Origin of the sequence: Denitrobacterium detoxificans, assembly GCF_001643775.1 — a bacterium.
GTDB classification, from domain to species: Bacteria; Actinomycetota; Coriobacteriia; order Coriobacteriales; family Eggerthellaceae; genus Denitrobacterium; species Denitrobacterium detoxificans.
The window spans coordinates 1539570-1557409 of the sequence record NZ_CP011402.1 but is presented as its reverse complement, the minus strand read 5'-3'; the positions used below and the strand labels follow the sequence as shown (position 1 = coordinate 1557409).

Below are 17840 nucleotides of genomic sequence, written 5' to 3'. Positions count from 1 at the left end.
ACCCGCAACCGGAACAGACCTGCAAGACTGTGATGTTCTTGTCGCGCGACGGGCGGAAAACGGTACAAGTGTGGTAAAGTATTCTGCTGTATCTCTATGCCCTGTTTCACGTGAACAGGGTTGGTAAAAACAGCTGTGAAGGGAGTAACGTGGCAGCAGCCTCTCGTAAAACTTCTGAAAAAGCGCTAGATGTCGAGCATGAAGAGTCCATCGATCTGGAAGACGTCGAAGCACCCGAAACGGTAACCGACGAAGCTCCCGAAGACGAGGGCGTGTCGAGCGAGGATTCGCTTGACAAGGATGGCGACGACCTGCTCGAAGGTATCCCCGAGGAAGAACTCAAGGCAACTACGAACGTCAACCTCCCGAAGGTGACGCATGCGCGTTCGCGCACGGGCCGCGGCCGTCGTTCCTCCGATACCTCCGTCGCATTGCTCACCGGCGATCCGGTGCGCATGTACCTGAAGGAAATTGGCAAGGTTCCTCTGCTGAATGCCTCCGAGGAAATCGACCTCGCCATGAAGATCGAAGCTGGCGTGGAAGCCACCGAAAAGCTCGAGGCAGCTGAAGCCGAGGGCATCGAGCTCGAGCGCCGCGAGCGCCGTCGCCTCACTCGCATCGAGCAGGTGGGCCTCGACGCCAAGCAGCAGCTCATCGAAGCCAACCTGCGTCTGGTCGTTTCCATCGCGAAGCGCTACGTGGGTCGTGGCATGCTCTTCCTCGACCTCATTCAGGAAGGCAACCTGGGCCTCATTCGCGCCGTCGAAAAGTTCGACTACACGAAGGGCTTCAAGTTCTCCACGTATGCTACCTGGTGGATTCGCCAGGCCATTACGCGTGCTATCGCCGACCAGGCCCGCACCATCCGCATTCCCGTGCACATGGTGGAAACCATCAACAAGCTCGTGCGCATCCAGCGTCGTCTGCTGCAGGATCTTGGTCGCGAGCCAACCCCGGAAGAAATCGCCGAGGAAATGGATCTCACGCCCGATCGCGTGCGCGAAATCCAGAAGATCAGCCAGGAGCCCGTTTCCCTGGAAACGCCTATCGGCGAGGAAGAAGACAGCCAGCTGGGCGACTTCATTGAAGACGATGCCGCCATCGTGCCGCCCGATGCCGCGAGCTTCAGCATGCTGCAGGAACAGCTCACGAAGGTGCTCGATGGCCTGGCAGAGCGCGAGCGCAAGGTCATCATGTTGCGCTTCGGCCTGCAGGACGGCCATCCCCGCACGCTGGAAGAAGTGGGCAGGGAATTTGGCGTTACGCGTGAGCGCATTCGCCAGATCGAGAGCAAGACGCTCGCCAAGCTGCGTCATCCCAGCCGCAGCTCGAAGCTGAAGGATTACCTGGAGGATTAATCTTCCGCTTTCGCTTTTTCGCTGGCATTCCGCGGTATGGCATTGTTCGTGCCTGTCGGAATGCCAGCTTTTCTTTTGTTAGCTGCGCCTGGGGCGCCCGTACTGCAAGGAGCCGGTATGCCCACGATTTCCGTACCCGACGCCCATGGTGGAGCCGAGCATGTGGTCGAGGTGAATGATGCGAAGGTGCGCCAGTTCGTCGATCGCGTGCGCAAGGTGGCCAAGGAACGCCGCAAGTGGGCAAAGCGCGAGCATATTGCCTGCTATCGCGTGTACGACGCCGATATTCCCGAGTACAACGTGGCCATCGAGCTCTTCGAGGGCAAGGGCGAGTCGGAAGGCAATCGCTATTGCGTGGTAGCCGAGTATCGGGCCCCTGCATCCATCGGCGAAGACGAGGCAGCGGTGCGTTTCGAAGACGTGCTCGCCGTGGTTCCCTTCGCGCTCGACGTTCCCGCCGAAAACGTGTTCGCCAAGCAGCGCCGCAAGGCCAAGGGTGGTGGTCAGTACACGCATGAGCAGCACGAATCGCACGTGGCGTTCACCACCGAGCCCGATTATCTGAAGCAGACTGATTACCTGGTCGAACTCGATTTCTCAGGGTATTTGGACACGGGCTTGTTCCTGGATCATCGCGTGACGCGTCAGATGGTGGGGAAGATGGCGGAAGGTGCGCGCTTTCTGAACCTGTTCTCGTACACGGGTACGGCTACGCTGCATGCGGCTGGCGGCGGGGCGTTTTCCACGACGACCGTCGATATGTCGCAAACGTATTTGGACCGCGCGCGGCGCAACATGCAGCGCAATGGCTTCACGGGTGCGCCGCATCATTTCGTGCGTGCCGACGTCACTAGTTGGATCGTGCAGGAGGCTGCCACCTCACATCGCTACGACCTGGTGTTCTGCGATCCGCCCACGTTCAGCAACGGCAAGGCCATGGGCGAGCGCACGTGGGACGTGCAGCGCGATCATGCCAAGCTCCTGCAGGCTATCGCACGCGTGCTGAAGCCCGAGGGCACCATCGTATTCAGCTGCAACCTGCGCGGGTTCAAAATCGATGCCGCGGCGCTTGATGCGGCGGGGCTTTCCGTGCAGGACATAAGCGAACAGACCATCCCACACGATTTCGAGCGCAATCCCAAGATTCACCGCTGCTTCCTGGTGAAGCGCGCAGGGTGACAGGGGGACGTACCTTCTGTCACCTTAGTCGGGTAGTAAGGGTGACAGGGGGACGGTTATCCTGTCATCCCTTTTACCTAGTTGAACGGTGATACGCGATTTCGAGGGGTGACAGTAGAACCGTCCCCCTGTCACCCGCTTCCAGCAAAAACGCCGCCCCAATCGGAGCGGCGTTTCTCGTGTTGGGTTTTGGGTTGCGCTTAGCGGTTCTGAACCTCGAAGTCCTTCATGAAGGCGATGAGCGCTTCCACGCCCTTGCGCGGCATGGCATTGTAGATGCTCGCACGCAGGCCACCTACGCTGCGATGGCCCTTCAGGTTCGTAAGGCCTGCGGCGGTGGCTTCCTTGGCGAACTTCGCGTCGAGGTCGGCATCGCCCGTAACGAAGCAGACGTTCATCATGCTGCGGTCTTCCTTCGCGGCTACGCCCTTGAACAGCGCGCTTTCGTCGATGGCGTCGTAGAGCAGCTGAGCCTTTTCCTGGTTCATCTTCTGCACGGCTTCCAGACCGCCCAGTTCCTTCAGATGCTTGAACACCAAGCCGCACATGTAGATATTCCAGCACGGGGGAGTGTTGTACAGGCTCTTCTTGTCCACGTGCGTCTTGTAGTTCATCATGACGGGCACGCCGTCGATGTCGCCTTCGGGTACCAGGTCGTGGCGTACGATGACGATCTGCACGCCTGCGGGCCCCACGTTCTTCTGAACGCCTGCGTGGATGAGGCCGAACTGGCTTACGTCAACGGGTTCGGAAAGGAACATACTGCTCTGGTCGCTTACGAGCACCTTGCCCTTCGTGTCGGGCAGTTGGGCGAAGCGCAGGCCATGCACCGTTTCGTTTTGGCACAGGTACACATAATCGGCGTCTTCCGAAAGGGGGAGGTCGGAGCAGTCGGGCAGATGGCTGAAGTTGTCCTCGGCGCCGGTTGCCACGATGCGCGCGTCGATGAAACGCGCTGCTTCCTGCTGCGCCTTCTTCGACCACTGACCCGTGACGATGTAGTCGGCCACGCCATGCTTGGCAAGCGCCAGGTTCATGGGCACCGCGGCAAACTGCAGGCTGTCGCCGCCTTGCAGGAACAGCACGTCGTAGTTTTCGGGAATGCCCATAAGGTCGCGCAGGTCGGCTTCGGCAGTGTCGATGATGCCCTGGAAGGCGGGGGAGCGATGGCTCATTTCCATCACTGACATGCCGCACCCCTGGTAATCCATCATGTCGGCTGCCGCCTGGGCGAGCACGGGCTCAGGCAGAATTGCCGGTCCGGCCGAGAAATTGTAAACGCGTGGCATGTACCCTCCTTCGCATCGGTTGGCTCAATAGGTTTCAACGACTGTAGCACTCTCTGGGGCGCGTGCGGATGACTTTCTGCCTGTTCGGCGAGAACATTCTCGCATCTACATGGATGGCATCGGTATTTCGTACTTTAGTCTGCGATAGTATTGTGTAATTGCGGTAAGCTGTACCAGTAAGCACTAGAATGTGCAAAACCACCGAAGGGCGGTGGGCCGGTTCCCGGCTACAAATGAGGAGGTTCAGGATGACCGAAGAAAACAAGCTCGGCGCTAAAATCACCACGCTGCGCGAAGCGCACCATCTCTCTCAGCAGGATCTTGCTGATCGCACCGGTGCCGATCTTGCGACCATCCAGGGCCTTGAGGCTGGCGAATTGCCCCCGTCGCTTGCCCCGCTTATTAAGATTACCCGCGCCCTGGGCGTTCGCCTGGGCACGCTCATGGACGATGACGACAATCTGGGCCCTGCCTACATCTCGCAGTCGCAGATGAAGGAAGTCGTGCGCATGAAGAGCCTGGAAACCGCCAGCGATGCCGGCGACCTTTCCTACTTCAGCCTGGCCGCGGGCCATCCCTCGCGCCACATGGATCCTTTTATCATCACCATCTCCCCCTCGGGCGAGCTCGATCACAAGCTGGTGGGCCACGAAGGCGAGGAATTCCTCTTCGGCCTGGAAGGCGAAGTGGAAATCGAGTATGGCAAGGAACTTTACGTGCTGCATCCGGGCGAGTCCATCTATTACGACTCCATCGTGCCTCATCAGGTGCGCGCCCATAAGGGTCAGACGGCGAAGTTCCTGGCGTGCGTGTACACGCCGGTGTAGGGCTGGGGAGAACCATGTCGGAAGAACAGAACAAGCAAACCAACCGCGACCATCTGCGTGAGGAATTCGGCTGGACGCCGGCCGAAATCGCGCATCGTCGCGAGCAGCAGAAGGAATTCGACAACCCGTCTCCGCGTGCCGATGGTACGCCGGTGCTGCCGGGCGACCAGGATTTCCCCATGCATTCCGAAAAGACGATCGGCCAGTACTTGCGCGAACGTGCGGAAATCGAGCCCAATCACGAGTTCATGGTGTATCCCGACCGCGACCTGCGTTGGACGTACGCCGAATTCGACGAGCGCACCGACAACCTGGCGCGCGGCATGCTCTACATTGGCATGCGTCCGGGTGATCATCTGGGCGTGTGGGCGCGCAACGTGCCCGACTGGGTCACGTTCATGTATGCCTGCGCGAAGATCGGCGTGGTCATGGTTACCATGAACCCCGTGTTCAAGAGCCACGAACTCGACTACGTGCTCAAGCAGAGCGACATGAAGGCGCTGTGCATCATCGACTCGTTCCGCGATATCGACTACAAGGAAATCGTGCGCGAGCTCATTCCCGAGTCGCTCACGCAGCAGCGTGGCTACCTGAACACGGAAGAGTACCCGTTCCTGAAGAACCTCATCTACATGGGGCCTGAAAAGCATCGTGGGTTCTACAGCGTACCCGAGCTGCTTCTGCTGGGCCAGCACGTAGCGGAAGAGGAACTGTACGAGGTCACGAAGTCGTTCGACAACAACGACGTGGTCATGATGCAGTATACGAGCGGCACCACGGGATTCCCCAAGGGCGTTATGCTCACGCATCGCAACATCCTCAATGATGGCTTCTTCATTGGCGAGGGCATGAAGCTCACGCCGAACGACCGCGTCTGCCTGCCCGTACCGTACTTCCATTGCTTTGGTTGCGTGCTGGGCATCATGGCCATCCTCACGCATCGCGCTACCATCGTGGGCGTGGAGAGCTTCGACGCGGAAATGGTGCTGCGCGCCATCGACCGCGAGAAGGCCACGGCTGTCTATGGCGTACCCACCATGTACATTGCCGAGCTGAATCACCCGAACTTCAGCCAGTACGACATGAGCAGCCTGCGCACGGGCATTATGGCTGGTAGCCCCTGTCCTCCCGCCACCATGGCCGAGGTCATCGAGAAGATGAACATGAAGGACATCACCATCTGCTACGGCCTCACGGAAACGAGCCCCGTGTTCACGCAGACGAGCGTAGACGACGACATCGACCACAAGTGCCATACGGTGGGTCGCAAGCACCCGCCCGTGAGCGTGAAGGTCGTCGATCCGAACGATGGCCACGAGTGCGCGCCCGGCGAGCATGGCGAGCTGTGCTGCAAGGGCTATAACGTCATGAAGGGCTACTACAAGATGCCCGACAAGACGGCCGAGGCCATCGACGCCGACGGCTACTTGCATTCGGGCGACATGGGCACGGTCGACGAAGACGGCTACTACCGCGTCACTGGCCGCATCAAGGACATGATCATCCGCGGCGGCGAGAACATCTACCCGCTGGAAGTCGAGAACTTCCTGCTCACCATGCCGGGCGTGCTCGATGCGCAGGTCGTCGGCATTCCCGACGAGAAGCTGGGCGAGATCGTGGGTGCCTTCATCCGCACGCGCCCTGGCTTCGAGGACATGACGGAGGAAGACGTTCGCGCCTACGCCATCCCGCGCATCGCCCGCTTCAAGGTGCCCAAGCGCGTGTTCTTCGTGGACGAGTTCCCCATGAACCCGGCGAAGAAGGTGCAGAAGTACAAGTTGCGCGAAATGGCCAAGGAGCTTACCGACCGCGTGAACCAGACGGTTTTCGCCGACGAGGAAGCCCTGCGCGCCAGCCAGGAAGACGATTCCAAGGGCGGCATGTTCCGCGAGCACTAGGCGAACTTTAAAAGAGCCAATGGGGTGGGGTGGTCGAAATGCTTCGGCCACCCCGCTATTTTGTGTGGCGCGTGCGTTTATTTTGCAATCTTTTGTATCCTTCGCCCCAAGACAGGTATCGTATACGCGCGTTGGCAGAATACGCGCGGGTGTGGCGGAATTGGCAGACGCGCCAGATTTAGGTTCTGGTGGGGAAACTCGTGAAGGTTCAAGTCCTTTCACCCGCACCAACACATTAAAGCGTTTAGCTGCACAAACGTACACGAATGCGCTTATGCGCATCTTGGGTTAAGAAAACAGATGGAGGATTTCGAGTGGAAACCAAAGTTCAGGCTCTGGACGGCAACCAGAAGAAGCTGACGATCACGATCGACGCCAAGGAAGTCGATGCGCGCATCAAGAAGCAGTACAAGGACTTCGCGTACAAGTACAATTTCCCCGGGTTCCGCAAGGGCAAGGCTCCCCGTCCCGTCATCGACAACGTGCTGGGCAAGGAAGCCGTGGTGGCCACCGTCACCGACGATGTGCTGAACTCGCTGTATCCCCAGGCTATGGATGCTGAAGACCTTATCGCCATCAGCCAGCCCAAGTTCGAGGACGCCGAGGCCATGGTCGAAGCCGGCAAGCCCTTCAGCTTCACCGTCACCGTGGAGACCCGCCCCGAATTCGAGCTTTCTAGCTACGATCAGATTTCCGTGAAGCTCCCCTCCGAGGAAGCCACCGACGCTGAAATCGACGACCAGATCGAAGAGCTGCGTAATTATTACTACACGTTCGAAGATGCTGCCGCCAACACGAAGCTCAAGGAAGAGAGCTTCGCCGAGCTGGCCATCTCCGCCAAGGACGAAGAGGGCAACGCCATCGAGTCGCTCGAGAGCGAATCTCGCCTGTACCAGCTTGGTCAGGGCCTGTTCCCCGCTAGCTTCGACGCCGAACTGGTGGGCATGAAGAAGGGCGATTCCAAGTCCTTCGAGATCGACATGGCTGCCGAGCCTTCCATGATGGCTGCCGGCACCAAGGGCAAGGTTGCCTTCGAGGTCACGGTCAACCAGGTCAAGAAGCGCATCCTCCCCGAAATCACCGACGAGTGGGCCCGCGAGACGGCTGGCTTCGAAGGTGGCGTCGAAGAGCTGCGCAACCGCGTTGCCGATAGCATCAAGGATCAGAAGTCCCAGATGATGCCTCGCCTGCGCGAGAACGAAGCACTGTATGCCATCCAGGAGCGCCTGCAGGGCGAAGCTCCTGCCTCGCTGTGCGAGCAGGAAGAGCAGAACCTGCTGCAGAACTTCTTCATGCAGATTCAGCAGTCCGGCATGACCTTCGACGCCTACCTGGCTCAGATGGGCATGACCCCCGACACCTTCAAGGACGACCTGAAGCGTCAGGCCAAGGATGTCACCGAGCAGGATCTTGCTCTCGACGCCTGGGCTCGCAACGCCAAGATCGAAATCACCGATGAGGAAATCACCGCTGAATTCGAAAAGGCTGGCTCCGACGACGCTGCTGCCCTCGAGCGCGAATGGCGCGAGGCTGGCCGCATCGCTTCCCTGCGTGCGGGCATGCGCCGCAGCCGTGCTCTCGATGCCATCATCGAAGGCATGAAGGTCGAAGAGCTCAAGCCGGGCGAGAAGCTGAACAGCGTTGCTGCGGAAGAAGCCGAGAAGAAGGCTGCCCCCAAGGCTGAAAAGAAGGCCGAGAAGAAGGCTGCCGCCGAAGAGCCCAAGGCCGAAGCTGCCGCTTCCGACAAGCCGAACAAGACGGCCCTCAACAAGATGAAGGTTGCCGAGCTGAAGGAAATGGCCGAGGGCATGGGCATCGACGTCAAGGGTCTGAAGAAGGCTGAGCTGGTCGACGCTATTCTCGCTGCCGAATAAGCAGCACGGGGAACCGTAGTTACGTTACGTCGCATTAACACGATTGCGTAAAGATAACGGGTTGGCGGCATGGGTCGTCAACCCGTTTCACTTACGTATAATGTCTGCAGTCAATTAGGAGTCAAGGAAGAACAGAGGTCGTTTATGAACGAATTTGTTACCCCGCAGTCTGCGCTTATTCCTTATGTCATCGAGCAGTCGCCCCGTGGCGAGCGCAGCTACGACATCTATTCCCGCCTGCTGAACGAGCGCATCGTTTTCCTGGGCGAGGCGATCGACGATAACGTTGCGAATTCCGTGGTGGCTCAGCTGCTGCATCTGGAATCCGCCGATCCTGAAAAGGACATCTCGCTGTACATCAACAGCCCCGGAGGCAGCGTCACCGCTGGTCTGGCCATTCTGGATACCATGAACTACATCCGTTGCGATGTGAGCACCATCTGCATTGGTCAGTGCGCCTCCATGGCTGCCGTGCTGCTGTCCAGCGGCAAGAAGGGCAAGCGCTACGCGCTGCCGAACAGCCGCGTTATGATTCACCAGCCTTCCGGCGGTGCTCAGGGCCAGCAGACCGAAATCGCCATCGTGGCCAAGGAGATCCTCTACATCCGCGAGCGCTTGAACCAGATCCTGGCCGACAACTCGGGCCTGAGCCTGGAAACCATCCAGCGCGACACCGAGCGCGACAACTTCATGAGCGCTACGGAAGCCATGGAATACGGTCTCATCGACCAGGTGGTCTCTTCCCGCGTCGCTCAGAACGCATAGACAATCCCAGAGGGAACATAGGGCAGGATAGAATTCAATGACGAAAAACAGGAACGACGGAACCCGCGAGGAAGACATCAGGTGCGCCTTCTGCGGTAAAACGCCGCAGCAGGTCAATTCCATGATTAGCGGCCCCAATGGCATCTGCATCTGCGACGAGTGCATCTCCGTATGCGCAGAGGCCATGATGCGCGATATGGGTATGAACACCCACGATGCGTACGAGAACCCCGAGCTCGCTGCGTCCTACGAGTCCAGCGAGCCGGCTCCTGCCGACGTCTTGGAGAACCTGCCCACGCCGCACGAGCTCTACGATCGCCTCAGCGATTTCGTGGTGGGCCAGGAAGAAGCCAAGCGCGCGCTTTCCGTGGCCGTGTACAACCACTACAAGCGCATCAGCCTCGATGCTGATGCTTCCGACGACGACGTCGAGCTCGCCAAGAGCAACATCATGCTCCTGGGCCCCACGGGCAGCGGCAAGACGCTCCTGGCGCAAACGCTTGCGCGCACGCTGCGCGTTCCGTTCGCCATCGCCGACGCCACCACGCTCACCGAAGCGGGCTACGTGGGCGAAGACGTCGAGAACATCCTGCTCAAGCTCATCACGGCCGCCGACTTCGACATTCCCCGCGCGGAAATCGGCATCGTCTACATCGACGAGGTCGACAAGATCGCCCGCAAGGCAGAAAACCTGTCGATCACGCGTGACGTGTCGGGCGAGGGCGTGCAGCAGGCCCTGCTGAAGATCGTGGAAGGCTGCGAGGCCAGCGTGCCCCCGCAGGGCGGCCGCAAGCATCCCCAGCAGGAGCTCATTCACATCGACACCACGAACATCCTGTTCATTCTGGGTGGTGCCTTCGTGGGCCTGTCCGACATCATCGCCGAGCGCGTGGGCAAGAGCGGCATTGGCTTCAATGCGGAACTGCCCGAAAGCAAGAAGCACGAAGACGCCGAGCTGCTGGCGCAGGTGCTCCCCGAAGACCTGAACAAGTTCGGCATGATTCCCGAATTCGTGGGCCGTATCCCGGTTATCACGAACCTGAAGGAGCTTTCGGAAGCCGACCTGGTTCGCATTCTCACCGAGCCCCGCAATGCGCTGGTCAAGCAGTACCACCGCATGTTCGAGTTCGAGAACAGCGAGCTCATCTTCGAGCAGGAAGCTCTGCTTGCCATCGCGCGCAAGGCGCTCGAGCACAACACTGGTGCTCGTGGCCTGCGTTCCATTTGCGAGAATATCCTGATGGATATCATGTACGACTTGCCCGAGTTCACCGAAGCAACTACGGTTGTCGTACGTGCAAGCGACGTTACGGGCGAAACCAAGCCCGAAATCAAGCCCCGCGCCAATGTCATTGCGTCGGGCGAAGCGGTAAGCGCATAGTTTTCCGGCCTTCGCATGTTCGCTTGCGTGCATGCGAGGGTCGTGTTGTGTACGGATGAAAGGTAGAAGCGGCAATGGCCGATAAGAAGAAAATCGACTTCGATTTCGCGGCGCATGAAGCGCCCCTGTTCAAGGCATGGAACGAGGGTGGCTACTTCCAGCGCACGCCTGGTTTTGGCAAGCATCAGAACGATTGCTACACCGTGGTCATTCCGCCTCCCAACATCACTGGCATGCTGCACATGGGCCATGCGCTCGACGACACCATTCAGGACGCCTGCATCCGTCGTGCCCGCATGCAGGGCTATCAGACGCGCTGGGTCCTGGGTACCGACCATGCTGGCATTGCCACGCAGACGAAGGTCGACAAGAAGCTGGCCGAAGAGGGCATTAGCCGCCTGGAAATTGGCCGCGAGAAGTTCATCGAGGCCTGCTACGACTGGCGTGCCCATTACGGCACCACCATCGTCGAGCAGATCAAGGGCATGGGTTGCAGCTGCGATTATTCCGACGAGCACTTCACGCTCGACCCCGATTACATCGACGCGGTGCGTCGTCTGTTCGTGGAGTGGTATCACGACGACCTCATCTATCGCGGCAAGCGCATCGTGAACTGGTGCCCGCATTGCACCACGGCCATCGCCGATGACGAGGCCGAATACGTAGACGAGCCCGGTCATCTGTGGCATCTGCGCTACCCGCTGGTCGAGCCCATCGATGGTCTCGACTACATCATCGTGGCCACCACGCGTCCGGAAACCATGCTCGGCGACACGGGCGTTGCGGTTTCCCCGAAGGATCCCGACAAGCAGAAGTTCGTGGGCGCCAAGGTGAAGCTGCCCATCGTCGACCGCGAGATCCCCATCTTCAGCGACTACTACGTCGATGCCGATTTCGGCAGCGGCTTCGTAAAGGTCACGCCTGCTCACGACCCGAACGACTGGGCCATGGGCGAGCGCCACGACCTGCCGAAGATCAACATCTTCGACGAGACCGCCCATGTAGTGGAAGGCTACGGCGAGTTCAGCGGCATGTCGCGCGACGAAGCACGCGAAGCCGTGGTTGCCTGGTTCGAGGAGCATGGCCTGCTCGACCATGTGGAAGACCACGACCATTCCGTCATGACGTGCTATCGCTGCCATACGAAGCTCGAGCCCTGGCTGTCCGAGCAGTGGTTCGTGTCCGTCGACCGCCTGAAGGGGCCTGCCGCAAAGGCCGTGGAGTCGGGTGAGATCACGTTCCATCCCGCGCGTTGGAGCCAGGTCTACCTCGATTGGCTCGAGAACCTGAAGGACTGGTGCATTTCCCGCCAGCTCTGGTGGGGTCATCGCATTCCCATGTTCTACTGCGACGAATGTGGTTGGGAAGACGCCAGCGTAGAAGACATTCACACGTGCCCCAAGTGCGGCGCTGCCGTTCGCCAAGACGAAGACGTGCTTGACACTTGGTTCTCCAGCCAGCTGTGGCCCTTTGCCACCATGGGCTGGACGCGCGAGGGCACGCAGGCTTCCGAACTGCAGAAGGCGTACCCCACGCAGGTGCTCGCCACAGCGCGTGACATCATGGGCCTCTGGGTTGCCCGCATGGTCATGGCCAGCGAATACTGCATGGGCACCATTCCGTTCGAAAACGTCATCATCTATCCCACCGTTATGGGTTCCGACGGCAAGCCGATGAGCAAGAGCCGCGGCAATGGTGTCGATCCGCTGAAGCTCATGGAAGACTATGGCGCCGATGGCATGCGCTTTGGCCTGCTCATGCAGGTTACGGGCGCTCAGGACTTGAAGTTCAACGAGAGCAAGCTGGAAAACAGCCGTAACTTCTCGAACAAGATTCGCAACGCCGCGCGTTTCGTCATGATGAACCTCGAGGGCTTCGAGCCCGGCGAACCGGAAGTCTCCACGCCGGCCGACCGCTGGATCTTCAGCCGTCTGGCCCGCCTGGTGGCACGCGTCGACGAGTCGTTCGATGCCTACGAGTTCAGCGACGTCACCCGCGAGCTGTATGCGTTCTTCTGGAATGAGTTCTGCGACTGGTACATTGAATTCTCGAAGAGCCGCCTTTCCGGCTCCGATGCGGCCGACCGCCTGGCATGCCAGCGCAACCTGGTGTTCGTGCTCGACACGGCGCTTCGTCTGCTGCATCCCATCATGCCGTTCATTACGGAAGAGATCTTCCAGGATCTGCCGGTGGAAGGCGAGGACCCGTACCTGATCGCCTGCGCTTGGCCCGAAGCCGAAAGCCTGGCCAAGTATCGCGACGAGCAGGCCGAGCGCGCCATGATCATGGTGTGCGACGTGGTTTCCGCCGTGCGCGCCACGCGTTCCCGCTACGGCATTTCGCCCAAGCAGGCGCTTTCCGTTACCGTGAAGGTGGAAGCCGCATCCGACGCCGCGCTGCTCTCCGAGCAGGAGCAGCTCATCTGTGGCATGGGCAACATCGAGTCGCTGCAGGTTGGCTGCGACGCCGAAAAGCCCGCCGAGTCCAGCGTCACGCTGGGCACGGGCCTGGAAGTCTACACCGTGCTTTCCGGCCATGTGGACTTCGAAGCGGAACGCGCGCGCCTGGAAAAGCAGCGTGCTTCGCTTGCTAAGGACATCGAGAAGTTCGGCCGCAAGCTTTCGAACCCCGGCTTCTTGGCGAAGGCGGCTCCGGAGGTCATCGAAAAGGACCGCGCTAAGCACGCCGATTTGTCCGACCAGTTGAAACGTGTAGAAAGCCAGATTGCGGAACTTAACTAGAATCCGTTTGCTATAATTGCACAACGGTTGGCTTGCGGGCCGCCGTTGTGCAATCGTTTATACGCAAGGAAACGTTTATGCAGGAATTGCTATCACAGTTCATAACGCCGCAGGTGCAGGGCGTGTTCATGGTTATCATCGCCATGCTCGTCATCCTGTACGTTCTGGTTGTCGTGTGGGTTGCCCGCGACGCGTATCAGCGTGGCGCCGTCTGGTGGATCTGGGCCATCGTCGCCCTGGTTCCTGGCTTGGGCGTTCTGGCATATGTGCTCCTGCGTCCGTCGTTGCTCGACGTCGACCGCTCGGAACAGGAATTGGAAATTGCGCTCAAGCAGCGCGAGCTCATGAAGTACGGCGAATGCGCTAGCTGCGGCTATCCCGTGGAAGCCGACTACGTCATCTGCCCGAACTGCCATCAGCGCCTGAAGAACCTGTGCACCAACTGCGGTCATGCCCTCGACCCTTCGTGGTCGGTGTGTCCGTATTGCGCAAAGCCGGTGGGTCAGCAGCCTCGTCGCCGTCCTCAGGGCGCGCGTCGAACTACTGGTGCGCCTTCTCAGGGGCGTCCTCACAATCCCACGCAGGCTCGCGGTTAATTCCGCATATCATAGTGTAAATGGGGCGTCCTGCGTATGTTGCAGGGCGCTCTTGTATTTGCAGACGTTTTGTCTACGTCCGGCGAAAGGAAAGATTTATGAACATCGTACTACCCGACGGAACGGTCAAGGAAGTCCAGGAAGGGGCCACGGTTGCCGATGTGGCGGCATCTATTGGCGCCGGCTTGGCGAAGGCGGCCATTGCTGGCAAGATCAATGGCGATCTTGTCGACCTGAACACGCAGGTTGCCGCTGATGCCAAGGTGGAAATCATCACCGCGAAGTCTCCCGAGGCACTCGGCATTCTGCGCCATTCGTGCGCGCACATCATGGCGGAAGCCGTGCAGGAGCTCTATCCGGGTGCCCAGATTGCATTCGGCCCCGAAACGGCCGATGGCTTCTTCTACGATTTCGGCTTGAGCGATTCCATCTCTTCCGACGATTTCCAGAAGATCGAAGCCAAGATGGCGGAAATCATCGCCGCCGACGAGCCCTTCGTGCGCGAAGTGGTCTCGCGCGAGCAGGCCAAGGAAATCTTCGCTAACCAGAAGTTCAAGGCTGAGCACATCGACGACCTGCCCGAAGGTGAAGAGATTAGCATCTACCGCCACGGCAGCTTCGTCGACCTCTGCAGCGGTCCCCATATCCCCAGTGCGGGTGTTATCGGTGCCTTCAAGCTCATGAAGGTTGCAGGCGCCTACTGGAAGGGCGACGCCAACAACGAGCAGCTCCAGCGTGTGTACGGCACGGCCTTCTTCAAGAAGAAGGAACTGGCCGAGTACCTCACGAACCTGGAAGAGGCCGAAAAGCGCGACCACCGCAAGCTGGGCCGCGAGCTTGGTATCTACATGATGGACGACATGGCGGGCGTGGGCCTGCCCATGTACCTGCCGGCTGGCGCGCGCGTCATTCGCCTGCTGCAGGAATGGCTGCGTCGCGAGCTGTATCGTCGTGGCTACGACGAGGTCATCACGCCGCACATCTACAAGGCCGATGTCTGGAAGACGAGCGGTCACTATGGCTACTATCACGACAACATGTACTTCTTCCAGATCAACGAAGGTGACGAGGAAGAGCCCCGCTACAGCGAGTATGGCGTAAAGCCCATGAACTGCCCGGGCCACGTCATGCTGTACAAGAACGCCATCCACTCGTATCGCGAGATGCCCATCCGCTTCTTCGAGTTCGGCACGGTGTATCGTCACGAGCTGTCCGGTGCCGTTCATGGCCTCATGCGTGCTCGTGGCTTCACGCAGGACGACGCGCATGTGTTCTGCCGCGAAGACCAGGTAGTCGACGAAGTATGCGCCATCCTCGATCTTGCCGACAACATCATGGGCGAGTTCGGCTTTGAGTACACGGCCGAAATCTCCACGCGTCCGGAAAAGTCCATTGGTACCGACGACATGTGGGAAAAGGCGGAAAGCTTCCTGCGTCAGGCCATCGAGCGTCGCGGCATTCCGTACGAGATCAATCCGGGCGACGGCGCGTTCTACGGCCCGAAGATCGACATCAAGGTGAAGGACGCCATCGGCCGATGGTGGCAGTGCTCCACGGTGCAGGTCGACTTCAACCTGCCCGAGCGCTTCGACATCAGCTATCGTACGGCCGACAACTCCGAAGAGCGCCCCTGGATGCTCCATCGTGCGCTGTTCGGCTCCATCGAGCGCTTCCTGGGCATCCTCATCGAGCACACCACGGGCAACCTGCCTCTGTGGCTGGCTCCCACGCAGGTCGTCATCATCCCCATCGCCGACCGTCATCTGGATGCTGCGAACGAAATCGCCCGCAAGCTCCAGCAGGTGGAAGGCCGCGTGAGCGTATACCAGCAGAACGAGCCCATGCGCGTGAAGATCGCCAAGGCTCAGGCTCAGAAGGTTCCGTTCATGCTCGTCATTGGCGACAAGGAAGTGGAAGAGAACACGGTTTCCGTGCGTACGCGCGAAGAGGGCGACAAGGGCTCCATGTCCGTTGACGAATTCGTGTCCATTATCGAAGGCGCGCGCATTCTCTAAGCGCATCGCGTTATAGATATCGAAAGGGGAGCGGCCATGCGGCTGCTCCCCTTGTTTGCTTCGGGTAAAGCCCGATGCGTATGAGCGTGGGGCTATTCCTCGGGCAGTTCGGCGAGGTACTTTGGCTCGGGCGTGGGCGCAAGGTCGGTGGCATCGTAGTCCTTGTAGGTGTTCACCAGGTTCAGGATCATCTGCGCGCCGCTGCCGGTAACGCCCACGGAAATGGTGGCGTTCGTGATGTGGTTGCTCTCGTCGATCGTGAACGACAGGGCGGCAAGCTGCGCCTCTGCGTTGAGGGGCCACGTGCTCGTATCGAAGAGGCCCAAGTCGACGACGGCCTGGGGCTCGATCATGGCGGCGGCTTTCGTCTCGTTGTCCTTTACTTCCATCTGCCAGCTTTGGGCGTGGTCGAGCAGGGCGTCGACCCAGGTTGCGTCGAGGTACAGGCCCGGGCGCGTTACGAGGGCTTGCATGCTGTTGCCGGCAACGTTTACGCCTATGGAGTCTTCGCCTTGGATGACCACCGCGTCATCGCCCTGGATGTACACCTCGAGCGGGATGGGCTGGCCGTCTTCGCCAGGCACGTCGTAGGACGTGTAGTAGCGATGCGGGTTAGAAGTGGCGTCGATCTTCACTTCGGTCTTGGACGAGCCGTTGCTCTGCAGCTGCCCTAGCGTGGTGGTGGTTTCGGTGCTGCATTCGCACGTGACGTTCTTGTAGCTGGTGGCCAGCGCCTCGTCGATCTTGGCGCGCACGGTGGGCCCGTCGGTGATGCTGGATGCCTTGGTTTGCGTGTTGCCATCTTGCGATAGCGCGCTTGTGTCGGTTTGCGTGTTGGCCGAGGAATCGGCTTCCTGCTTTCCGCCGCATGCCGTGATGCCCACGGCGAGCATAGTTGCGATGATTCCGGATGCTGCTATCTGAATGACCCTATTCATGATGGCCCCCTTTATCCAACTATTTAGATTGTATGGGAAAGTGGGATATGTTTCCATTCCCATTGTTCTTCGCAGGGCAGGGAAGTATGATGAATAGGTTGCTTTTGCGGCCTCCACGCAACCGCATGGGCAGCCATCCGCGCACTCTCGCACACGTGTGCGTATTATGCGCAGGTGCAGGATTTTCTTGAATAAGACGTTGACTATCGGTTTTTGCGCCGATAAACTAACGCCTTGCGTTTTGACACTTTCAAGGAGAAATATACATGTACGCAATCGTTAAGACTGGCGGCAAGCAGTACAAGGTTGCCCCTGGTGACATCATCGAAGTCGAAAAGCTTGATGCCGAGGCTGGCAGCAAGGTTGAGCTCCAGGCCATTTGCATCGTCGATGGCGATAAGGTAGAGCCTGTTTCCGCAAAGGCCGGTTCCACCAAGGTTACCGCTGTTGTTCTCGAGCAGTTCAAGGGCAAGAAGCAGCTCGTCTTCAAGTTCAAGAAGCGCAAGAACTACAAGAAGCTTCGTGGTCATCGCCAGAACCTGGTTCGCGTGCAGATCGAATCCATCGGTAGCGAAAAGGCTGCCAAGAAATCCACCAAGAAGGCTGCTGCCAAGAAGGCTGAAAAGGCCGCGGCAGACGCTGAGTAGTAACGAGGGAGTTGAAGTAAGATGGCACATAAGAAAGGCCTCGGTTCCACTCGCAATGGTCGCGATTCCCGCGCACAGCGTCTGGGCTGCAAGAAGTTCGCTGGCGAGCAGGTAATCACCGGCAACATTCTGGTCCGCCAGCACGGCACCCACTTCCACCCCGGCGAGAACGTCGGTCGTGGCAAGGACGACACCCTGTTCGCTCTGTGCGACGGCGTTGTCGAGTACACGAAGGGTATCAAGCGCAAGGTTCACGTCCGTCCGCAGGCGTAAACCGCACGCATAATCTGTAGTGTCGGGGCTCCCCAGAATATGGGGAGCCCCTTTTGCAT

At 59.4% G+C, this 17840-nt stretch carries 14 protein-coding genes and 1 tRNA gene; 13 read left to right on the top strand and 2 right to left on the bottom strand.

From position 1 onward, the window contains the following. Positions 1-149: 149 nt before the first annotated feature. Together rpoD and AAY81_RS06635 are read left to right on the top strand one after the other, a co-directional pair. On the top strand, positions 150-1358 hold the full coding sequence (gene rpoD, locus AAY81_RS06640; RefSeq protein WP_143117342.1) for an RNA polymerase sigma factor RpoD: 1209 nt from the start codon (positions 150-152) through the stop codon (positions 1356-1358). A gap of 117 nt (positions 1359-1475) precedes the next feature. Further along, positions 1476-2537: a class I SAM-dependent methyltransferase gene (locus AAY81_RS06635; protein ID WP_066662966.1), complete on the top strand. Its 1062-nt coding sequence runs from the start codon at positions 1476-1478 to the stop codon at positions 2535-2537. Positions 2538-2737: 200 nt separating this feature from the next. On the opposite strand, the gene serC is transcribed toward AAY81_RS06635, so the two are convergent. Beyond that, the gene (gene serC, locus AAY81_RS06630) at positions 2738-3826 is read right to left on the bottom strand and encodes a 3-phosphoserine/phosphohydroxythreonine transaminase (RefSeq protein ID WP_066662963.1); all 1089 of its coding nucleotides are present in this window, start codon (positions 3824-3826) and stop codon (positions 2738-2740) included. Between the two features lie 248 nt (positions 3827-4074). Here serC and AAY81_RS06625 point away from each other — a divergent pair, with 248 nt between their 5' ends. From AAY81_RS06625 to thrS, 9 genes are all read left to right on the top strand, one after another. Beyond that, positions 4075-4653, top strand: coding sequence for a helix-turn-helix domain-containing protein (locus AAY81_RS06625; RefSeq protein ID WP_066662961.1), 579 nt, complete (start codon positions 4075-4077; stop codon positions 4651-4653). A 14-nt stretch (positions 4654-4667) separates the two neighbouring features. Further along, positions 4668-6551, top strand: a complete 1884-nt coding sequence (locus tag AAY81_RS06620) for an AMP-binding protein (protein ID WP_240480564.1) — start codon at positions 4668-4670, stop codon at positions 6549-6551. A gap of 145 nt (positions 6552-6696) precedes the next feature. Next, positions 6697-6781, top strand: a tRNA-Leu gene (locus tag AAY81_RS06615). Between the two features lie 84 nt (positions 6782-6865). After that, entirely contained in the window at positions 6866-8425 is a 1560-nt protein-coding gene (gene tig / locus AAY81_RS06610) for a trigger factor (protein ID WP_066662959.1), read from the top strand. A 144-nt stretch (positions 8426-8569) separates the two neighbouring features. Next, the gene (clpP, locus tag AAY81_RS06605) at positions 8570-9190 is read left to right on the top strand and encodes an ATP-dependent Clp endopeptidase proteolytic subunit ClpP (RefSeq protein ID WP_066662957.1); all 621 of its coding nucleotides are present in this window, start codon (positions 8570-8572) and stop codon (positions 9188-9190) included. Between the two features lie 37 nt (positions 9191-9227). After that, positions 9228-10571: an ATP-dependent Clp protease ATP-binding subunit ClpX gene (gene clpX / locus AAY81_RS06600; protein WP_066662955.1), complete on the top strand. Its 1344-nt coding sequence runs from the start codon at positions 9228-9230 to the stop codon at positions 10569-10571. 74 nt (positions 10572-10645) lie between these two features. Further along, the gene (locus AAY81_RS06595) at positions 10646-13312 is read left to right on the top strand and encodes a valine--tRNA ligase (RefSeq protein WP_066662952.1); all 2667 of its coding nucleotides are present in this window, start codon (positions 10646-10648) and stop codon (positions 13310-13312) included. 77 nt (positions 13313-13389) lie between these two features. After that, the gene (locus AAY81_RS06590; RefSeq protein WP_082867905.1) at positions 13390-13908 is read left to right on the top strand and encodes a zinc ribbon domain-containing protein; all 519 of its coding nucleotides are present in this window, start codon (positions 13390-13392) and stop codon (positions 13906-13908) included. Positions 13909-14006: 98 nt separating this feature from the next. Then, complete coding sequence (gene thrS, locus AAY81_RS06585) at positions 14007-15923, top strand: threonine--tRNA ligase (RefSeq protein WP_066662949.1); 1917 nt, start codon at positions 14007-14009, stop codon at positions 15921-15923. Positions 15924-16015: 92 nt separating this feature from the next. Here the strand turns inward: thrS and AAY81_RS06580 are convergent, their stop codons facing one another. Continuing rightward, positions 16016-16861 carry a hypothetical protein gene (locus AAY81_RS06580; RefSeq protein ID WP_066662946.1) on the bottom strand — a complete coding sequence of 282 codons (846 nt, stop codon included), beginning with the start codon at positions 16859-16861 and terminating at the stop codon, positions 16016-16018. A gap of 266 nt (positions 16862-17127) precedes the next feature. On the opposite strand from AAY81_RS06580, the gene rplU reads away from it, so the two are divergent. Then, positions 17128-17508: a 50S ribosomal protein L21 gene (rplU, locus tag AAY81_RS06575; RefSeq protein WP_066662944.1), complete on the top strand. Its 381-nt coding sequence runs from the start codon at positions 17128-17130 to the stop codon at positions 17506-17508. Between the two features lie 21 nt (positions 17509-17529). Continuing rightward, positions 17530-17781 carry a 50S ribosomal protein L27 gene (gene rpmA / locus AAY81_RS06570; RefSeq protein ID WP_066662942.1) on the top strand — a complete coding sequence of 84 codons (252 nt, stop codon included), beginning with the start codon at positions 17530-17532 and terminating at the stop codon, positions 17779-17781. Positions 17782-17840: the final 59 nt, after the last annotated feature.

What these genes read in the sequence shown, in the direction of transcription:
- AAY81_RS06635 (WP_066662966.1), top strand. Translation starts at nt 1,476, where the DNA reads ATGCCCACGATTTCCGTACCCGACGCCCATGGTGGAGCCGAGCATGTG.
- serC (WP_066662963.1), bottom strand. Translation starts at nt 3,826, where the DNA reads ATGCCACGCGTTTACAATTTCTCGGCCGGACCGGCAATTCTGCCTGAG.
- AAY81_RS06625 (WP_066662961.1), top strand. Translation starts at nt 4,075, where the DNA reads ATGACCGAAGAAAACAAGCTCGGCGCTAAAATCACCACGCTGCGCGAA.
- AAY81_RS06620 (WP_240480564.1), top strand. Translation starts at nt 4,668, where the DNA reads ATGTCGGAAGAACAGAACAAGCAAACCAACCGCGACCATCTGCGTGAG.
- clpP (WP_066662957.1), top strand. Translation starts at nt 8,570, where the DNA reads ATGAACGAATTTGTTACCCCGCAGTCTGCGCTTATTCCTTATGTCATC.
- clpX (WP_066662955.1), top strand. Translation starts at nt 9,228, where the DNA reads ATGACGAAAAACAGGAACGACGGAACCCGCGAGGAAGACATCAGGTGC.
- AAY81_RS06595 (WP_066662952.1), top strand. Translation starts at nt 10,646, where the DNA reads ATGGCCGATAAGAAGAAAATCGACTTCGATTTCGCGGCGCATGAAGCG.
- AAY81_RS06590 (WP_082867905.1), top strand. Translation starts at nt 13,390, where the DNA reads ATGCAGGAATTGCTATCACAGTTCATAACGCCGCAGGTGCAGGGCGTG.
- thrS (WP_066662949.1), top strand. Translation starts at nt 14,007, where the DNA reads ATGAACATCGTACTACCCGACGGAACGGTCAAGGAAGTCCAGGAAGGG.
- AAY81_RS06580 (WP_066662946.1), bottom strand. Translation starts at nt 16,861, where the DNA reads ATGAATAGGGTCATTCAGATAGCAGCATCCGGAATCATCGCAACTATG.
- rplU (WP_066662944.1), top strand. Translation starts at nt 17,128, where the DNA reads ATGTACGCAATCGTTAAGACTGGCGGCAAGCAGTACAAGGTTGCCCCT.
- rpmA (WP_066662942.1), top strand. Translation starts at nt 17,530, where the DNA reads ATGGCACATAAGAAAGGCCTCGGTTCCACTCGCAATGGTCGCGATTCC.